General features: G+C 42.9%; 16 protein-coding genes and 1 riboswitch. Of the genes, 1 reads left to right on the forward strand and 15 read right to left on the reverse strand.

Going from position 1 to position 14,635, the window contains the following annotated elements; all coding sequences use genetic code 11:
* Positions 1-3: 3 nt before the first annotated feature.
* Positions 4-981, reverse strand: a complete 978-nt coding sequence (locus tag CSV70_RS14040) for an NAD(P)H-dependent flavin oxidoreductase (protein ID WP_099627884.1) — start codon at positions 979-981, stop codon at positions 4-6.
* A gap of 179 nt (positions 982-1,160) precedes the next feature.
* Positions 1,161-1,625 (reverse strand): MarR family winged helix-turn-helix transcriptional regulator, encoded by a 465-nt coding sequence (locus tag CSV70_RS14045; RefSeq protein WP_085131455.1) that lies wholly within the window; start codon positions 1,623-1,625, stop codon positions 1,161-1,163.
* A 211-nt stretch (positions 1,626-1,836) separates the two neighbouring features.
* On the opposite strand from CSV70_RS14045, the gene CSV70_RS14050 reads away from it, so the two are divergent.
* The gene (locus CSV70_RS14050) at positions 1,837-2,220 is read left to right on the forward strand and encodes a hotdog fold thioesterase (RefSeq protein ID WP_085133558.1); all 384 of its coding nucleotides are present in this window, start codon (positions 1,837-1,839) and stop codon (positions 2,218-2,220) included.
* Between the two features lie 108 nt (positions 2,221-2,328).
* Here the strand turns inward: CSV70_RS14050 and sufB are convergent, their stop codons facing one another.
* From sufB to CSV70_RS14115, 13 genes are all read right to left on the reverse strand, one after another.
* Positions 2,329-3,726, reverse strand: a complete 1,398-nt coding sequence (gene sufB / locus CSV70_RS14055) for a Fe-S cluster assembly protein SufB (protein ID WP_085131456.1) — start codon at positions 3,724-3,726, stop codon at positions 2,329-2,331.
* 42 nt (positions 3,727-3,768) lie between these two features.
* Positions 3,769-4,206, reverse strand: a complete 438-nt coding sequence (gene sufU / locus CSV70_RS14060; RefSeq protein ID WP_085131457.1) for a Fe-S cluster assembly sulfur transfer protein SufU — start codon at positions 4,204-4,206, stop codon at positions 3,769-3,771.
* Positions 4,196-5,425, reverse strand: coding sequence for a cysteine desulfurase (locus CSV70_RS14065; RefSeq protein WP_099627881.1), 1,230 nt, complete (start codon positions 5,423-5,425; stop codon positions 4,196-4,198). Before CSV70_RS14065 ends, sufU begins: the two co-directional genes overlap by 11 nt.
* Positions 5,425-6,732: a Fe-S cluster assembly protein SufD gene (gene sufD / locus CSV70_RS14070; protein WP_099629260.1), complete on the reverse strand. Its 1,308-nt coding sequence runs from the start codon at positions 6,730-6,732 to the stop codon at positions 5,425-5,427. Before sufD ends, CSV70_RS14065 begins: the two co-directional genes overlap by 1 nt.
* A gap of 18 nt (positions 6,733-6,750) precedes the next feature.
* A complete protein-coding gene (gene sufC / locus CSV70_RS14075) occupies positions 6,751-7,530 on the reverse strand; it encodes a Fe-S cluster assembly ATPase SufC (RefSeq protein ID WP_085131460.1) in 780 nt (259 codons plus the stop codon).
* Between the two features lie 267 nt (positions 7,531-7,797).
* Positions 7,798-8,979, reverse strand: a complete 1,182-nt coding sequence (locus CSV70_RS14080; protein ID WP_099629259.1) for a dicarboxylate/amino acid:cation symporter — start codon at positions 8,977-8,979, stop codon at positions 7,798-7,800.
* 422 nt (positions 8,980-9,401) lie between these two features.
* Complete coding sequence (locus tag CSV70_RS14085; protein WP_099629271.1) at positions 9,402-10,253, reverse strand: MetQ/NlpA family ABC transporter substrate-binding protein; 852 nt, start codon at positions 10,251-10,253, stop codon at positions 9,402-9,404.
* 65 nt (positions 10,254-10,318) lie between these two features.
* Entirely contained in the window at positions 10,319-10,987 is a 669-nt protein-coding gene (locus CSV70_RS14090; RefSeq protein WP_085131463.1) for a methionine ABC transporter permease, read from the reverse strand.
* On the reverse strand, positions 10,980-12,005 hold the full coding sequence (locus CSV70_RS14095; RefSeq protein WP_099629258.1) for a methionine ABC transporter ATP-binding protein: 1,026 nt from the start codon (positions 12,003-12,005) through the stop codon (positions 10,980-10,982). The genes CSV70_RS14090 and CSV70_RS14095 overlap by 8 nt, the downstream gene beginning before the upstream one ends.
* Positions 12,006-12,280: 275 nt before the next feature.
* Positions 12,281-12,386: riboswitch (SAM riboswitch) on the reverse strand.
* 49 nt (positions 12,387-12,435) lie between these two features.
* Positions 12,436-12,735, reverse strand: a complete 300-nt coding sequence (locus CSV70_RS14100; RefSeq protein WP_085131465.1) for a thioredoxin family protein — start codon at positions 12,733-12,735, stop codon at positions 12,436-12,438.
* Positions 12,728-13,081, reverse strand: a complete 354-nt coding sequence (locus CSV70_RS14105) for a toprim domain-containing protein (RefSeq protein WP_085131466.1) — start codon at positions 13,079-13,081, stop codon at positions 12,728-12,730. Before CSV70_RS14105 ends, CSV70_RS14100 begins: the two co-directional genes overlap by 8 nt.
* A 62-nt stretch (positions 13,082-13,143) precedes the next feature.
* Complete coding sequence (gcvH, locus tag CSV70_RS14110) at positions 13,144-13,524, reverse strand: glycine cleavage system protein GcvH (RefSeq protein WP_085131467.1); 381 nt, start codon at positions 13,522-13,524, stop codon at positions 13,144-13,146.
* A 76-nt stretch (positions 13,525-13,600) separates the two neighbouring features.
* Positions 13,601-13,960 (reverse strand): arsenate reductase family protein, encoded by a 360-nt coding sequence (locus CSV70_RS14115; RefSeq protein WP_099629257.1) that lies wholly within the window; start codon positions 13,958-13,960, stop codon positions 13,601-13,603.
* Positions 13,961-14,635 lie beyond the last annotated feature (675 nt).

A 14,635-nucleotide genomic window follows, 5' to 3' on the forward strand; every position in this document is an offset into this window, starting at 1 on the left:
TTCTTATCTGCTCGCTGTATTCACTCTATCGCCTACCAACTTATCCTTTGCTTCACTATACTCTTTGGCTAATTGTGCAACATAATCTTTTGTCGGTTGTACTTTATCGATTATACCGATTCCTTGACCACAGCCCCAAATATCTTTCCAAGCTTTTTGGCCTGCATCTCCGCCAAAATTCATTTTACTAGGATCACTTTCCGGTAAGTTATCTGGATCTAAGCCCGAAGCACGAATGGACGTAGCTAAATAATTTCCGTGTATTCCAGTGAAATAATTACTGTACACAATATCATCCGAAGTTGCGTCTACGATTGCCTGTTTATATTCTTCAACTGCTCTCGCTTCTTCAGTAGCGATGAAAGGTGACCCGATGTATGCAAAGTCTGCCCCCATAGCTTCGGCTGCCAATACGCTTCCGCCAGTCGCTATAGAACCTCCAAGTGCCAGTGGCCCATCGAACCATTCACGGATTTCTTGAACGAGTGCGAACGGACTTTTAGGACCCGCGTGCCCTCCCGCTCCTGCAGCGACTGCAATTAAACCATCTGCACCTTTTTCAATTGCTTTCTTTGCGAACATATTATTGATCACGTCATGCAATACAATTCCGCCATAACTATGGGCTGCCTCGTAGACGTCTTCTCTTGCACCTAGAGATGTAATAATGATGGGAACTTTATACTTCACACATAGTTCCATATCTTCCTGCAATCTTTCATTAGACCGGTGAACGATTTGGTTGATCGCAAATGGCGCAGCTGGTTTAGTAGGATTTTTTGCGTTGTAGTCAGCTAATTCTTCTGTGATCTCGATCAACCACTCTTCGAATTGGGCAACCGGTCTTGCGTTTAGAGAAGGCATAGAACCGATTACTCCTGCTTTACACTGCTCAATCACCGTCTTAGGATTACTAATAATGAACATCGGGGATGCGATCACCGGAAGACTCATACTCTTTTTCAATTCTACTAAATTCATCAGTAACACTCTCCTTTTGTCGTAAGCGCTTTCAAAATGTGTTCAATGTATTTCTGTAAAGAACGTACACTGCTACTCTTCAAAAATATTCATTCTTTGATACATGTATATACATGTATTTTACTTGATTTTTTTGAGTTGTCAATCATTTTATGAATGAAGATTCATTTTTATGTGGTTCAACTTTTAAATTCATCAATCACTTTCTGTAGTGACTCCAACTTCTTCAGTAAGTCCATATACTCTGATTTGCCGATAGCGCCTTCAATTTGTTCCTGCACTTGTGTCCAGATAGGAGTAGCCTCATTTAACTTCCCGTAGCCTAATTCTGTTATCGTGACTACTTTAGTTCGCGAGTCCTGTTTCGCTCTCTTGATCTGCACAAAGCCGGAATCATGTAATATGTTCAAGTTACGCGTAACAGTCGTTTGATCCAACAACATAATCTCGCCTAATTTACTAATCGAAATATCTGGCGATGTATAAATATTGCCGAGCATATAATATTGAGTGATTTTCAATCCAGTAGGTTTCAATAAATGATTGTACAGTTGCGTTAGTGAACCAGATACCGTTCGAAGATTTGCACTAGCACACACGTCAATAATATAATTTGCTTGCTCTTGATCCAACTCTTTTGTCATGATGTCCACCTCTTTCCTTACAATGAAGATCGCAATGTTTCAGCCGTCTTGATAATTTATTCTAATATATATGTATGTGTATACTTTTAAAAGTTGGATTTCTCTTGACTCTTAGTAGTATGCTTCTATTACATGTATATACATGTAATAGAAGTATATCATTGAAATGGAGGCAGGGAAAATGATGAAAGAACTTAATTTATTGGATAGTATGGATTTAGAACAAACATTGATTGGCGCATTGGGAATTACTTTTAAAGAACTTGATCCTGACAAAGTCGTCTGTGAAATGCCGGTTGGTCCGAAAACCATTCAGCCTATGGGATTGCTGCATGGAGGTGCTTCAGTAGCTCTCGCAGAAACTGCGGCTAGCATTGCAGCTGCTTTAAACGTAAATCCCGAAACGCATTATCCAGTCGGCCTGGAAATCAATGCGAATCACATACGAGGTAAAAAAGATGGCATCGTCACCGCTACTGCCGTTCCATTCCATAAAGGACGCACATCAATGGTTTGGGATATCCAAATCACGGATGAGGCAGGTAAATTAATTAGTGTTTCGAGATGTACGATTGCTGTTGTTGAGAAAAAGTGAGATAAATACAAAAAAACGTGCCGACCATCCGAATTGAATCGGCATGAAATCGGCACGTTGCTTTATTCAACTGTTAGGAATATCGCATAAACGTTGAGTTAACAACCCTTACCCAATACTACCTTCCATTTCGAACTTGATCAGACGGTTCATCTCTACCGCATATTCCATCGGTAGCTCTTTTGTGAATGGCTCGATGAAGCCCATAACGATCATTTCTGTTGCTTCCAATTCAGGAATACCGCGGCTCATCAAATAGAAGAGCTGCTCTTCAGAAACTTTCGATACTTTTGCTTCGTGTTCCAATGAAATATTGTTATTCAAGATTTCATTGTATGGAATTGTATCTGAAGTAGATAGTTTATCCATGATCAACGTATCACACTCAATGTTGGCACGAGCTCCGTCCGCATTACGTCCGAAGTGGACAATTCCGCGATACGTTACTTTTCCGCCGTGTTGAGAGATGGATTTTGAAACAATAGTAGAAGACGTGTTAGGTGCCAAGTGCATCATTTTCGCGCCGGCATCTTGGTGCTGTCCTTTACCTGCTAATGCGATCGATAACGTCATACCACGTGAGCCTTCACCTTTTAGGATGACTGCTGGGTATTTCATCGTCAATTTAGAACCAATGTTGCCATCAATCCATTCCATTGTCGCATTTTCTTCACATACTGCACGCTTCGTTACCAAGTTGTAGACGTTGTTCGCCCAGTTTTGAATCGTTGTGTAACGGCAATATGCATCTTTTTTGATGATGATTTCAACAACCGCACTGTGTAGTGAGTTAGTTGTGTAAACAGGTGCTGTACACCCTTCTACGTAGTGAACGCTTGCGCCTTCGTCTACGATGATCATCGTACGCTCGAACTGTCCCATGTTTTCCGAGTTAATACGGAAATAGGCTTGTAGCGGTGTTTCTACTTTTACGCCAGGTGGTACATAGATAAATGATCCACCAGACCATACAGCAGAGTTTAACGCTGAGAATTTATTGTCTGAGTTCGGTATTACCGTACCCCAATATTGTTTGAACAACTCTTCGTTTTCACGAAGTGCAGAATCCGTGTCTTTAAAGACAATTCCTAGATCAGTTAGTTCTTCTTTCATATTGTGGTAAACCACTTCAGATTCATACTGTGCAGATACACCTGCCAAGTATTTTTGTTCTGCTTCAGGAATACCTAGTTTATCAAACGTACGCTTGATCTCTTCAGGTACTTCATCCCAAGAAGTTTCTGCACCTTCAGATGGTTTTACGTAGTACGTGATTTCATCAAACTTCAATGAATTCAAGTCTCCGCCCCATTGTGGCATTGGCTTACTATAGAAAATCTCAAGAGATTTCAAACGGTAATCCAACATCCATTGTGGTTCTTCCTTCATTGAAGAAATTTCTTCCACTATCTCACGTGTTAATCCACGCTCTGAACGGAACACAGAAACGTCTTTGTCATGGAAACCGTATTTGTAATCGCCGATTTCCGGCATTTGTTTTGCCATTATTATTCCTCCGTTCCATAATTGCTCGTACTATGGCCAAGGTCATTGCGACTCGCCAGAGACTCCCTTTTCCATCGCCTTCCAGCTCAATGTTGCACATTTAATGCGGGCAGGGAATTGCGCGACACCCGATAATGCTTCTAGGTCGTCGAGGTCAATCGACTCGTCCAACTCTTTGCCTAACATCATGTCTGAAAAAGTATGTGCTAACTTAACTGCTTCTTCAGTTGTTTTACCTTTGATCATCTGTGTCATCATAGAAGCGGATGCCATGGAAATGGAACATCCTTCCCCTTCAAACTTGACGTCTTTGACGATGTCATCTTCTACGTTCATCGTTAAACGAATGACGTCACCGCAAGTCGGATTATTCATGTCAATCGTGACATTACCATTCTCCAAAACGCCTTTGTTTTTCGGGTGTTTATAATGCTCCATGATTACAGATCGATAAAGTTGATCTAGTTTATTAGTAGACATCGTTAAAATACTCCTTTGTTGTGCGAAGTCCTTCCACGAGGCGATCTACGTCATCAGTGGTGTTGTAAAGATAGAAGCTGGCACGCGCTGTTGAAGAAACTTCTAACCATTTCATCAATGGTTGTGCACAGTGATGACCGGCACGAACAGCTATACCATTCATATCGAGTACAGTTGCAACATCATGAGGATGGACATCATCCAAGTTGAATGTGACCAATCCTGCACGTTGATCAGGATCTCTTGGTCCATAAATGGTCAAGCCGTCGATTTCAGACATTTTATCCATAGCATAACCAGCTAGTTCGTGTTCATGCTGTTCGATTGCGTCCAAACCGATTTCTTCCAAGAAGTCGATGGCTGCACCGAGTCCAATAGCTCCTGCAATAATAGGTGTACCACCTTCGAATTTCCAAGGCAATTCTTTCCATGTGGATTCGTATAGCCCGACAAAATCAATCATTTCGCCGCCGAATTCAATAGGTTCCATATTATTGAGTAAATCCTTTTTACCGTAGAGGACACCGATACCGGTAGGTCCACACATTTTGTGTCCGGAAAATGCAAGGAAGTCGCAATCTAGATTCTGTACATCTATTTTTAAATGTGGAGCTGCTTGTGCAGCGTCCACACACATCACTGCACCGTGTTGATGGGCAATTTTTGTGATTTCTTCGATTGGATTCATCGTGCCGAGAACGTTGGAAACATACATGATAGAAACAATTTTCGTTTTATCGGTAATCGTTTCCCGTACTTTATCAAGTGATAACGTACCGTCTTCTTCTAAATCAATATATTTTAACACTGCGCCAGTTTCTTTAGCGAGCTGCTGCCACGGAATGATATTGGAGTGGTGCTCCATATGTGTAATGACGATTTCGTCACCTTCCGAGACATTGGCACGGCCATAACTTTGCGCAACCGTGTTAATAGCTGTTGTTGTACCGCGCATGAAGATGACTTCTTGCGTGGATTTAGCATTAATGAATTTACGGACTTTCTCACGAGCACCTTCATACCCATCTGTCGCGCGATTTCCAAGTGTATGCACCCCACGGTGAACATTGGAATTATCAAAGCGATAATAGCGATCTAGTGCCTCAATTACTTGCACAGGCTTTTGTGAAGTCGCAGCGCTATCCAAGTAGACAAGTGGATGTCCATTGACTTCTTGGTCTAATATAGGGAAATGATTGCGGATGTCTTTGCTGAGCATTAGCGCACTTTCCTTTCAATAACCTCCGTCAATTGTTTTCTAACTCCTGCGATTGGCAATTTGCTAACAACTGGAGCTAAGAAACCATGAATGATGAGGCGTTCTGCTTCTTCTTGTGTAATACCACGGCTCATTAGATAGAACATTTGTAGTGGGTCCACACGTCCTACTGAAGCGGCGTGACCTGCCGTTACATCATTTTCATCAATAAGCAAAATCGGGTTCGCGTCTCCACGTCCTCTTTCACCTAACATGAGAATACGGGACTCTTGTACCGCGTTGGAACGAGTTGCCCCTTTTGCGATTCGGCCGATTCCGTTAAAGATAGCAGATGAGTTTTCTTTCATAACACCGTGCTTCAAGATGAAACCATCTGTATCAAGTCCCCAGTGGACGATTTCAGATGTGAAGTTTTGTTTCTGACTACCGCGTCCAACCACAACGGATTTCATATCACTAGATGAGCCGTCACCGACTAAATGCGTGATGTTTTCAGAAATCGTATTGCTGTCGTTCATTAATCCAAGCGCCCACTCAATGCGTGCGTGAGGTCCAGTAACACCGCGACGGTTGACATAAGTTGTCATACCTTCCGCTAATACGTCGACTGATCCGTAGACAATTTTCGCATTGGCCATAGCAAATACTTCAGCTACGATGTTTGCTTGTGTTGCTGCATGGTCCATAGTAGAAAGATAGCTTTCTACGTATGTTACTTGACTGTTTTCTTCTGCCACGATTACTACGTGGTTGAACAGTGATGCTTCTTCATTATCGTGAATGAAAAGGACTTGTAGTGGATCTTCGATTACTACGTTTTTAGGTACGTAGACGAATACCCCACCGTTGATCAATGCTGCGTGAAGAGCTGTTAACTTATGCTCATCCACTTTCACACCGTCAGTCATCAAGTATTTCTGTAACAGTTCACTGTGTTCACGTGATGCTGTAAAGATATCCGTCAAAATAACGCCTTGTGACTTCAAATCTTCAGACAATGAAAGGTATGCAGGTGTGTTATTGTGCTGCACGTAAATATTTTGTTGTTGTTCGTCATCGATTAATGCTTTCGCTTCAGTTGGCAATTCTTCCAATCCTGCGAAAATCGAGCTCTCAACTGTATGTGAAGGGAATTCTGTGAAATTCCATTTTGTAATTTTAGTTTTATCTGGTCTTGGCATTTCGAGCACTTCAGCTTTTGCTAGAGCGTTCGAACGAAAATCTGCCATCCAAGCAGCTTCCTCCACTTTTGCGGAATAAGAGCGGACGTCTTGTTCGGTCAATGCCAATGTTGTTTCAACCGTCATTTTGAGTCGTCCCCTTTCTTATGCTTCTTGTCCAACAGTTTCGTCTTCGATACCTAGTTCATCTTTGATCCAGTCATAACCTTCAACTTCAAGTTTCTTAGCTAATTCAGAACCACCCGTTTTCACGATTCTACCTTGCATGATGATATGCACTTTATCCGGCGTGATATAGTCTAACAAACGTTGGTAGTGAGTGATGATCAAGCAACCAAAACCTTCGCCGCGCATTTGGTTGATTCCGTTAGAAACAATTTTCAATGCGTCGATATCCAGACCTGAGTCAATTTCGTCAAGTACTGCAAACTTCGGTTTCAACATCATAAGTTGGAGAATTTCATTACGCTTTTTCTCTCCACCTGAGAAACCTTCGTTTAAATAACGAGTTGCCATATCTTCATCCATTTCAAGAACTTCCATCTTGCTATCCATTTCACGAATAAATTTCATCAAAGAAATCTCATCGCCTTCTTCACGACGTGCGTTCACTCCAGAACGGAGGAAATCTGCGTTTGTTACGCCAGTGATTTCACTTGGATATTGCATAGCTAGGAATAGACCGGCTCTCGCACGCTCATCTACTTCCATCGCCAATACGTCTTCTCCATCAAGAGTAACTGATCCGGATGTAACTTCATATTTCGGGTGACCCATGATTGCTGATGCAAGCGTAGATTTCCCCGTACCATTTGGCCCCATGATTGCATGGATCTCATTTGTATTTATTGTTAAGGTAACACCTTTTAAGATTTCTTTGTCCTCAATTCGGACATGAAGATCTTTAATTTCCAAAATTGCCATTCCAATACCTCCAGTATAATCGCGTTGAATGGTTATTATCCATTCTCTATTTAGTATCATTCTAATCTTAACCCATATTCGAGTGGGTTGCAAATCTTTAAGAATCATTACACATATTGACTAATTTCATTGCAACCACGCGGATGAGTATATTTTTCACGATATTTATTTTTCATTTGACAACTAGTGAATGAGAATCAATCAGATCTTAGTACATAAGAAGTAGACAGCAAAAAAGCCGGTCAAGTAACCGACTTTTCTACTATTCTATACTTTTTTAGTGAAACGGTCGACGATCATCGCAAGCGCCCCGTCACCTGTAACGTTTGTTGCTGTTCCGAAACTATCTTGCGCTAAATACAGTGCAATCATTAAGGCTACCATGCTGTCACTGAATCCAAGCATAGTCGTGAGTAGCCCAGTAGCCGCGACAACTGCGCCACCCGGCACACCAGGAGCGGCAATCATCGTAACACCTAGCATAAAGATGAATTGCAAATACGAACCAAAACTTACATCAAACCCGTTCATCAGCATAACCCCGATAGAACAGGAAACAATCGTAATCGTACTACCCGATAAATGGATCGTTGCGAACAACGGTACCGCGAAATCCGTTACACGTTCTGAAGCACCCGTCTTTTTCGCTTGACGCAACGTAACCGGAATCGTTGCAGCAGAAGATTGTGTTCCAATAGCCGTCAAATACGCAGGTAGCATCGTTTTCATCAACACGAACGGATTCCGTTTGTTCAATGCACCCGCCACTGTGTACTGGAATGTTAGCATGGTTAAATGAAGAATGATGATCATGATGAAAACAAATACAAAGACTGAAAGCACATTCGCTACTTCACCTGTATACGTCATATTCAGGAAAATCCCAAAAATATGGAAAGGTAGTAATGGAATAATGACGACAGAAATGACTTTATCGATAATTAAATTAAATTCATCGAAGAACGACATCATCGTCTTCCCTTTAATCGCTGCCATTCCAATGCCAAGCACAAATGCCAATAGCAAAGCGGTCATGATCCCCATCATTGGATCCATTTCCATTTCGAAGAACGCTACTCCAGCTTCACGCGCGCCTTCTGCAATGTCCGTCTTCGTCGTGGGTTGAATGAAGTTCGGCAAAATATTCGTTGCTGCGAAATACGCAAGCAATCCCGCGATCACCGTAGATCCATACGCAAATGCAGCAGACATTCCTAGCAATTTCCCGGAACCTGCTCCAAGCTTTGCAATACTTGGTGCGATAAACGCAATGATAATCAGTGGAACGATAAAGTTCAAGAATCCACCGAATAACATATTAAATGTAGCTGCTAAGCGAACGAACCAATGCGCAAATCCTTCATGGATCATCGGCAATACTAAACCAAGTCCGATCGCCAGCCCAATGGCGATTAGAATTCGCCAAATGAGCCCTAGTTTAAACTTCACAATACGTCCTCCTCAAATACACATATGTATTACTCAAACAAAATCAACTTTATCACAAGTCGATAGAATAAAGAAGATTTTGTTTGAATTTATTTGATGTTTTTCTTGTGGGTTGTGAGGAAGTGGATCTAGTGGAGTTGTTTGGAAGTTGGATGGTCTGCGGTAGTGGGGATGTTACTACTTGTTGAGCGGGGCTTGTGTGGGATTGAACGGATAACGCGCTTGATAGAGCGTATAACCCCACACATTGAGCGGGCCACGCGCTCCATAGAGCGGATAAACCAACTCATTGAGCGAGTTACGCGCGGGATTGAGCGGATAACCTCACACATTGAGCGTATACACCACCCCATAGAGCAAATCTCCCAACATATATACAAATAAAAAACCGGTAGCTGCGATAGCTACCGGCGGGCATTATTTTATTTCACGGGAACAACGGATCCAGACCATTCTTTCAAAATGAAATCTTGAATTTGCTCTGAAGTCAATACTTCTACTAATGCTTTGATTGCATCACTGTCTTCATTACCGCTCTTTACAGCAATTACGTTAACATATGGAGACTCTTTATCTTCCAATGCGATCGAATCTTCCATTGGATTCAAACCTGCATCGATTGCGAAGTTGGAGTTGATTAATAATGCGTCGCCTTCATCGTTATTATACAACTGAGGCATTAGCGCTGCTTCGTAGTTCGCATCAAACTCCAAGTTCTTTGGATTTTCTACGATATCGCCTACTTCGGCTTTCACTTTTTCCACGTCATCCGCTAGCTTGATCAATCCTTTTTCTTCAAGCATAGCAAGTACTCGACCGTGATCTGCAACAGAGTTACTGATTAAGATCGTCGCTCCGTCTGGAAGTTCTTCCAATGAGTCATATTTCTTAGAATACACACCGATTGGCTCGATGTGGATCGCGCCTGCATTGACGAAATCATAACCGAAATCGGCAATTTGGCTCTCTAGATAAGGAATGTGTTGGAAATAGTTCGCATCCAGTGTGCCTTCGTCCAAATCTTTGTTTGGCAGTACATAATCTGTGTAACTTTCAATTGTTAAATCATAGCCTTTTTCAGCTAATAATGGCTTAGCTTCTTCCAAAATTACAGCGTGTGGTGTGTTAGATGCGCCGACTACCAATGACGTTTTCTCGCCTTTTTCTGCTCCATCTGATGCTGCATTATCTTTACTACCTTCGTCTTTCGTTCCGCAAGCTGCCAATGCAAGCACTAGTACGGCTGCGAATAGACTGAATAAAAACTTCTTCATATCCACATTTCTCCCTCTCCATTATGGAATATTTCTATGGGTAACAGGTCTCCCTGAAAATCCTATTATCGCTTGTCCAAACGTTTTGCGATGAAATCACCGATAAATTGAATGATAAACACGATAATCAATACCAAAATCGTTGCCATTATAGTCACATCTTCACGGCTGCGCTGGAACCCTTCCAAATACGCGAGTGTACCTAGACCACCTGCACCGATCACTCCTGCCATTGCCGTATATCCGACAAGTGCAATCGAGGTTACGGTAATTCCCGAGACTAGTGCCGGCATGGATTCAGGTAACAATACTTTGAAAATGATCGTCGACGTCTTAGCCCCCATTGAGCGCGCTGCTTCGATAACCCCTTTATCGATTTCCTGCAATGCAATCAATACCATACGGCCATAAAACGGAGCGGCACCGATAATCAATGCAGGCAAGGCGGCATTCGGTCCACGCATACTATCGAATAATAATTTCGTAAGAGGAATCAATAAAATAATCAAAATGATAAACGGAATCGATCGGAATATATTCACGAATGCGCCTGTAAAGACATGGGTTATTTTATTTGACCATAACTGACCAGGACTTGTTAAAAACAACAACAAACCAAGTGCGATACCGAAGACAAATGTAAAGAACGTGGAGTAGGCAGACATATAAAGTGTCTCACCGGTTGCTTCCCACATTTTATCCCAATTCACGTTCGGGAACCATTGCTCAATCATGGATCAGCACCTCCGTCTTCACTTCATTGGCATCCAAGAAAGCAATGGCTTCCTCTATAATCGCCACGTCTCCTACTAGTTGCAAGACGAGTGTGCCGTAAGCGCCGTCACGTGTCGTTGAAATATTTCCTTGCACGATGTTGACGTCGATTGGGAATTTGCGGATCAACTCAGCAAGTACTGGCTGCTCTGTACGTTCACCAATGAAAGCTAGCTTGATCAACTTGCCATCAGGTGACTCTTGCTGTAAATGCGCCATCGCTGCGTCCGTATCACCGGTATCAGTCACCTGTGAAATGAAGCGCTTAGTAATTTCCGCTTGTGGAGATTGGAAGACATCCAGTACATTGCCGATTTCCACGACTTTCCCCGCTTCCATGACCGCCACGCGATGACAGATCTTGCGGATGACATGCATTTCATGCGTAATCAACACAATCGTTAGTCCAAGACGTTCATTAATGTCCGTCAATAAATCAAGAATCGCATTCGTCGTCTCAGGATCGAGTGCGGACGTTGCTTCATCACAAAGTAAGACTTCAGGATCATTTGCAAGCGCTCGCGCAATGCCGACACGTTGCTTCTGACCACCAGATAATTGCGATGGATATGCCTGTTCACGACCTGTCAATCCAACGAGATCGATCAATTCCTTCACTTTTTGCTTACGTGCCGATTTCTTCACGCCAGCAATTTCTAGAGGAAACATGATATTTTCTTCTACCGTTCTAGACCATAATAAGTTAAAGTGCTGGAAGATCATGCAGATTTTTTGACGCGCATCGCGCAGGCCAGCACCTTGTAATGTCGTCATTTCTTGTCCGTGAATCAGAATACTGCCGGACGTCGGTGTTTCAAGACCGTTCAATAGTCGAATTAATGTACTTTTTCCTGCTCCACTGTACCCGATGACGCCGAAAATTTCTCCTTCTTCGATGGCTACTGTCACATCATCTACCGCGACAATTTCTGAACGGTTCAATTGGTATTTTTTATGAACGTTTGTTAGTTGAATCATTTTCCGCACCACCTCATTAAGTCTTTTTAATATGTCTTTCAGAACACTACTAACGCCTGTCGTGCCTACACGGCGCTTTCCGCTTTAGTATCATCCAGCTACAAGCGCCAGGCTCTCGGGTCGTTTCAGACTTTCCAAAAAGGCAAAGAGCGCCTTTGTGGTAAGTCTTCCAACGCCTGTCGTGCCTACACGGCGCTTTCCGCTTTAGTATAAAAAAAGCCTTCCTGCAGACAAGCAGAAAGGCCGAACGTATGTAGTTATGTACGTTACCATTTCTCTCATCTATCAAAGCATTACGCTTTGAGTGATTTGGCACCATTTCACATATGTGACGGTTGCCGGGCTTCATAGGGCACTTCCCTCCGCCGCTCTTTATAAGAGTTACATATTCATTTGATTAACTACTTATACCATACATCGACTTCTATTGTCAACTGAGCTTCTCTAGCAAATACGGGACGGATTGAAAGGCGTAAATTTTTTCTATAGGCTGTCCTTTGCGCTGAATAAGTAAACAAGGAACGCTTTCTATCTCATATTCTATTGCGATAGCCTGGACATAGTTCAAATCCGCCTTTCCAATCGGTAGTTTCGGACGCATTGTCTCGATTACCGTAAGCATTTTTGAAGCGACTGCGCATGTTCCACACATCGGTGTATATAAATAAAAAGCGGCTACTTGCTCTGCCGCCTGTGTGCGTTGCCAGTCTTCAATTGTCCAATTATTCATGTGGTCCACCTGCCAAGTATTTGGAATGTACTTTAAAATTAGCAGCAGCTAAAATGCTTGCCAATAGCTTAACGGGAGTCGTTTCTACTTCGCGGTAGAGACGATCCGTATATAAATGTCTCGCTTCAGGGTACAGTTGTTTGAACAACTTACGAATGGACTCGCCGGAAGCGTCCGCATCCATAAAGACGAACAGGTCCTGCTGCTCATACGGTTCAAGCAGTTCTTCAATATGGTACGCACTGATGGTACCATTCGTACAAAGAATCTCTACAGGCTCTGCAAGGATCGGCACTAGCCGCTTACGATCCGAACCGCCTTCTACAATGAGAACTTTCGGGTCCATCTGTTTCCTCCTAGCGTATAAAAAAGCGCTGAGACGTTCCAGCGCTTTTTTCTTTTAGAATATTATTCAGCTGTCATTTCTTCATACTGCTCAGCTGTCATTAACTCATCAAGTTCAGCTTTGTTATCGATTTCAACTACTACCATCCATGCGTCTTCATATGGTGATTCGTTAACCAATTCAGGGCTATCTTCAAGGTTTTCGTTCACTTCTACCACTTTACCAGTTAATGGAGCGTACAATTCAGAAACAGTTTTCACTGATTCAACACTTCCGAAAGGCTCGTCTGATTTTAATTGATCGCCAACCTGTGGCAGTTCAACGAATACAATATCGCCTAGTTCAGACTGTGCGAAATGTGTGATGCCGATACGGTATTTACCGTCTTCTTCTTTTACCCACTCGTGCTCTTCTGAATATCGTAAATCTTTTGGTGTGCTCATGTCGTTACCTCCAAAAATATAATAGTTTATCTACCTTTAGTTTGCCATAGTTCCTGTATAAAGACAAGAATCTAAATCACTTCTTCCACGTTTCCGTGAATGTGTTTTCATTAAATCCGACTGTCACTTTTTGGTTATCAGAAACGATTGGACGTTTGATGAGCATTCCGTCTGAAGCGAGGAGTGCGATTTTTTCATCTTCTGTCATGGTTGGTAGCTTGTCTTTCAAGTTAAGCTCACGATATATCTTGCCGCTCGTGTTGAAGAACTTTTTCATGTCAAGTCCAGAGTTCGCGATCATGTTGCGCAGCTCGTCTTCGCTTGGAGGTTGTTCGGCGATGTTCTTTTCTTCGAATGAAATCCCTTCGTCCGTAAGCCATTTCTTCGCTTTGCGGCACGTGGTACATGTTGGATAGCCGTAGTATGTCATAGTCATAATAGTCAATCCCTCCTTTTTTTCAGTATAGCAAATAATGGTGTGTGGGTACTAGCTAAGCGCAAGAAGAATAAGCTAATACGAGGCTAGGGGTGGGAATTGGCGCTACGGAGGGGGACGCTTTCCTAGAGGGCCCGCGTTGAGCCAACCAGTCGCGTTGCTCCCTCGGTTGTCTCACCTGTCGGGCTGATCCTCTGGGAGTCGCCCCCTCCTACGCGCCAATTCCTTGCAATGTGTGCGTGTGTTACTTTTTTTGTGTATGGAAGTTAGTGTTGTGATTGATGTTGAACTTCGGTACTTGAACTGAAATAAGTCAAGACACAACAATAATTAACATAGGCTCTCCAGTAAGTGATCTAAGTCCCCTCACTATCCACGTAGGATGGAAGCGGATGTTGGGGCGACTCCTATGGATCAGCTCAAGCCGAGCCCATGGGAAAGCGTCCCCATCTGCAGCTTCCATCCCCACACCAATGCACTTACTTTTGAACGTAACCATGTTCAAAGACAACAATAACTAACACACCACCTCCAGTAAGTAATTCAACTACCCCCACTATCCACGTAGGATGGAAGCGGAAGTTGGGGCGACTCCTGGAGGATCAGCGTGAGTTCGAGACCCTGGACTGAACGAAGTGAGGGAAGCGGCTCGGGCCACGCCCTCAGGAAAGCGTC

Source organism: Sporosarcina sp. P25 (genome assembly GCF_002743235.1).
Lineage (GTDB): Bacteria > Bacillota > Bacilli > Bacillales_A > Planococcaceae > Sporosarcina > Sporosarcina ureae_B.

What these genes read in the sequence shown, in the direction of transcription:
- CSV70_RS14040 (WP_099627884.1), bottom strand. Translation starts at nt 981, where the DNA reads ATGAATTTAGTAGAATTGAAAAAGAGTATGAGTCTTCCGGTGATCGCA.
- CSV70_RS14045 (WP_085131455.1), bottom strand. Translation starts at nt 1,625, where the DNA reads ATGACAAAAGAGTTGGATCAAGAGCAAGCAAATTATATTATTGACGTG.
- CSV70_RS14050 (WP_085133558.1), top strand. Translation starts at nt 1,837, where the DNA reads ATGGATTTAGAACAAACATTGATTGGCGCATTGGGAATTACTTTTAAA.
- sufB (WP_085131456.1), bottom strand. Translation starts at nt 3,726, where the DNA reads ATGGCAAAACAAATGCCGGAAATCGGCGATTACAAATACGGTTTCCAT.
- sufU (WP_085131457.1), bottom strand. Translation starts at nt 4,206, where the DNA reads ATGTCTACTAATAAACTAGATCAACTTTATCGATCTGTAATCATGGAG.
- CSV70_RS14065 (WP_099627881.1), bottom strand. Translation starts at nt 5,425, where the DNA reads ATGCTCAGCAAAGACATCCGCAATCATTTCCCTATATTAGACCAAGAA.
- sufD (WP_099629260.1), bottom strand. Translation starts at nt 6,732, where the DNA reads ATGACGGTTGAAACAACATTGGCATTGACCGAACAAGACGTCCGCTCT.
- sufC (WP_085131460.1), bottom strand. Translation starts at nt 7,530, where the DNA reads ATGGCAATTTTGGAAATTAAAGATCTTCATGTCCGAATTGAGGACAAA.
- CSV70_RS14085 (WP_099629271.1), bottom strand. Translation starts at nt 10,253, where the DNA reads ATGAAGAAGTTTTTATTCAGTCTATTCGCAGCCGTACTAGTGCTTGCA.
- CSV70_RS14090 (WP_085131463.1), bottom strand. Translation starts at nt 10,987, where the DNA reads ATGATTGAGCAATGGTTCCCGAACGTGAATTGGGATAAAATGTGGGAA.
- CSV70_RS14095 (WP_099629258.1), bottom strand. Translation starts at nt 12,005, where the DNA reads ATGATTCAACTAACAAACGTTCATAAAAAATACCAATTGAACCGTTCA.
- CSV70_RS14100 (WP_085131465.1), bottom strand. Translation starts at nt 12,735, where the DNA reads ATGAATAATTGGACAATTGAAGACTGGCAACGCACACAGGCGGCAGAG.
- CSV70_RS14105 (WP_085131466.1), bottom strand. Translation starts at nt 13,081, where the DNA reads ATGGACCCGAAAGTTCTCATTGTAGAAGGCGGTTCGGATCGTAAGCGG.
- gcvH (WP_085131467.1), bottom strand. Translation starts at nt 13,524, where the DNA reads ATGAGCACACCAAAAGATTTACGATATTCAGAAGAGCACGAGTGGGTA.
- CSV70_RS14115 (WP_099629257.1), bottom strand. Translation starts at nt 13,960, where the DNA reads ATGACTATGACATACTACGGCTATCCAACATGTACCACGTGCCGCAAA.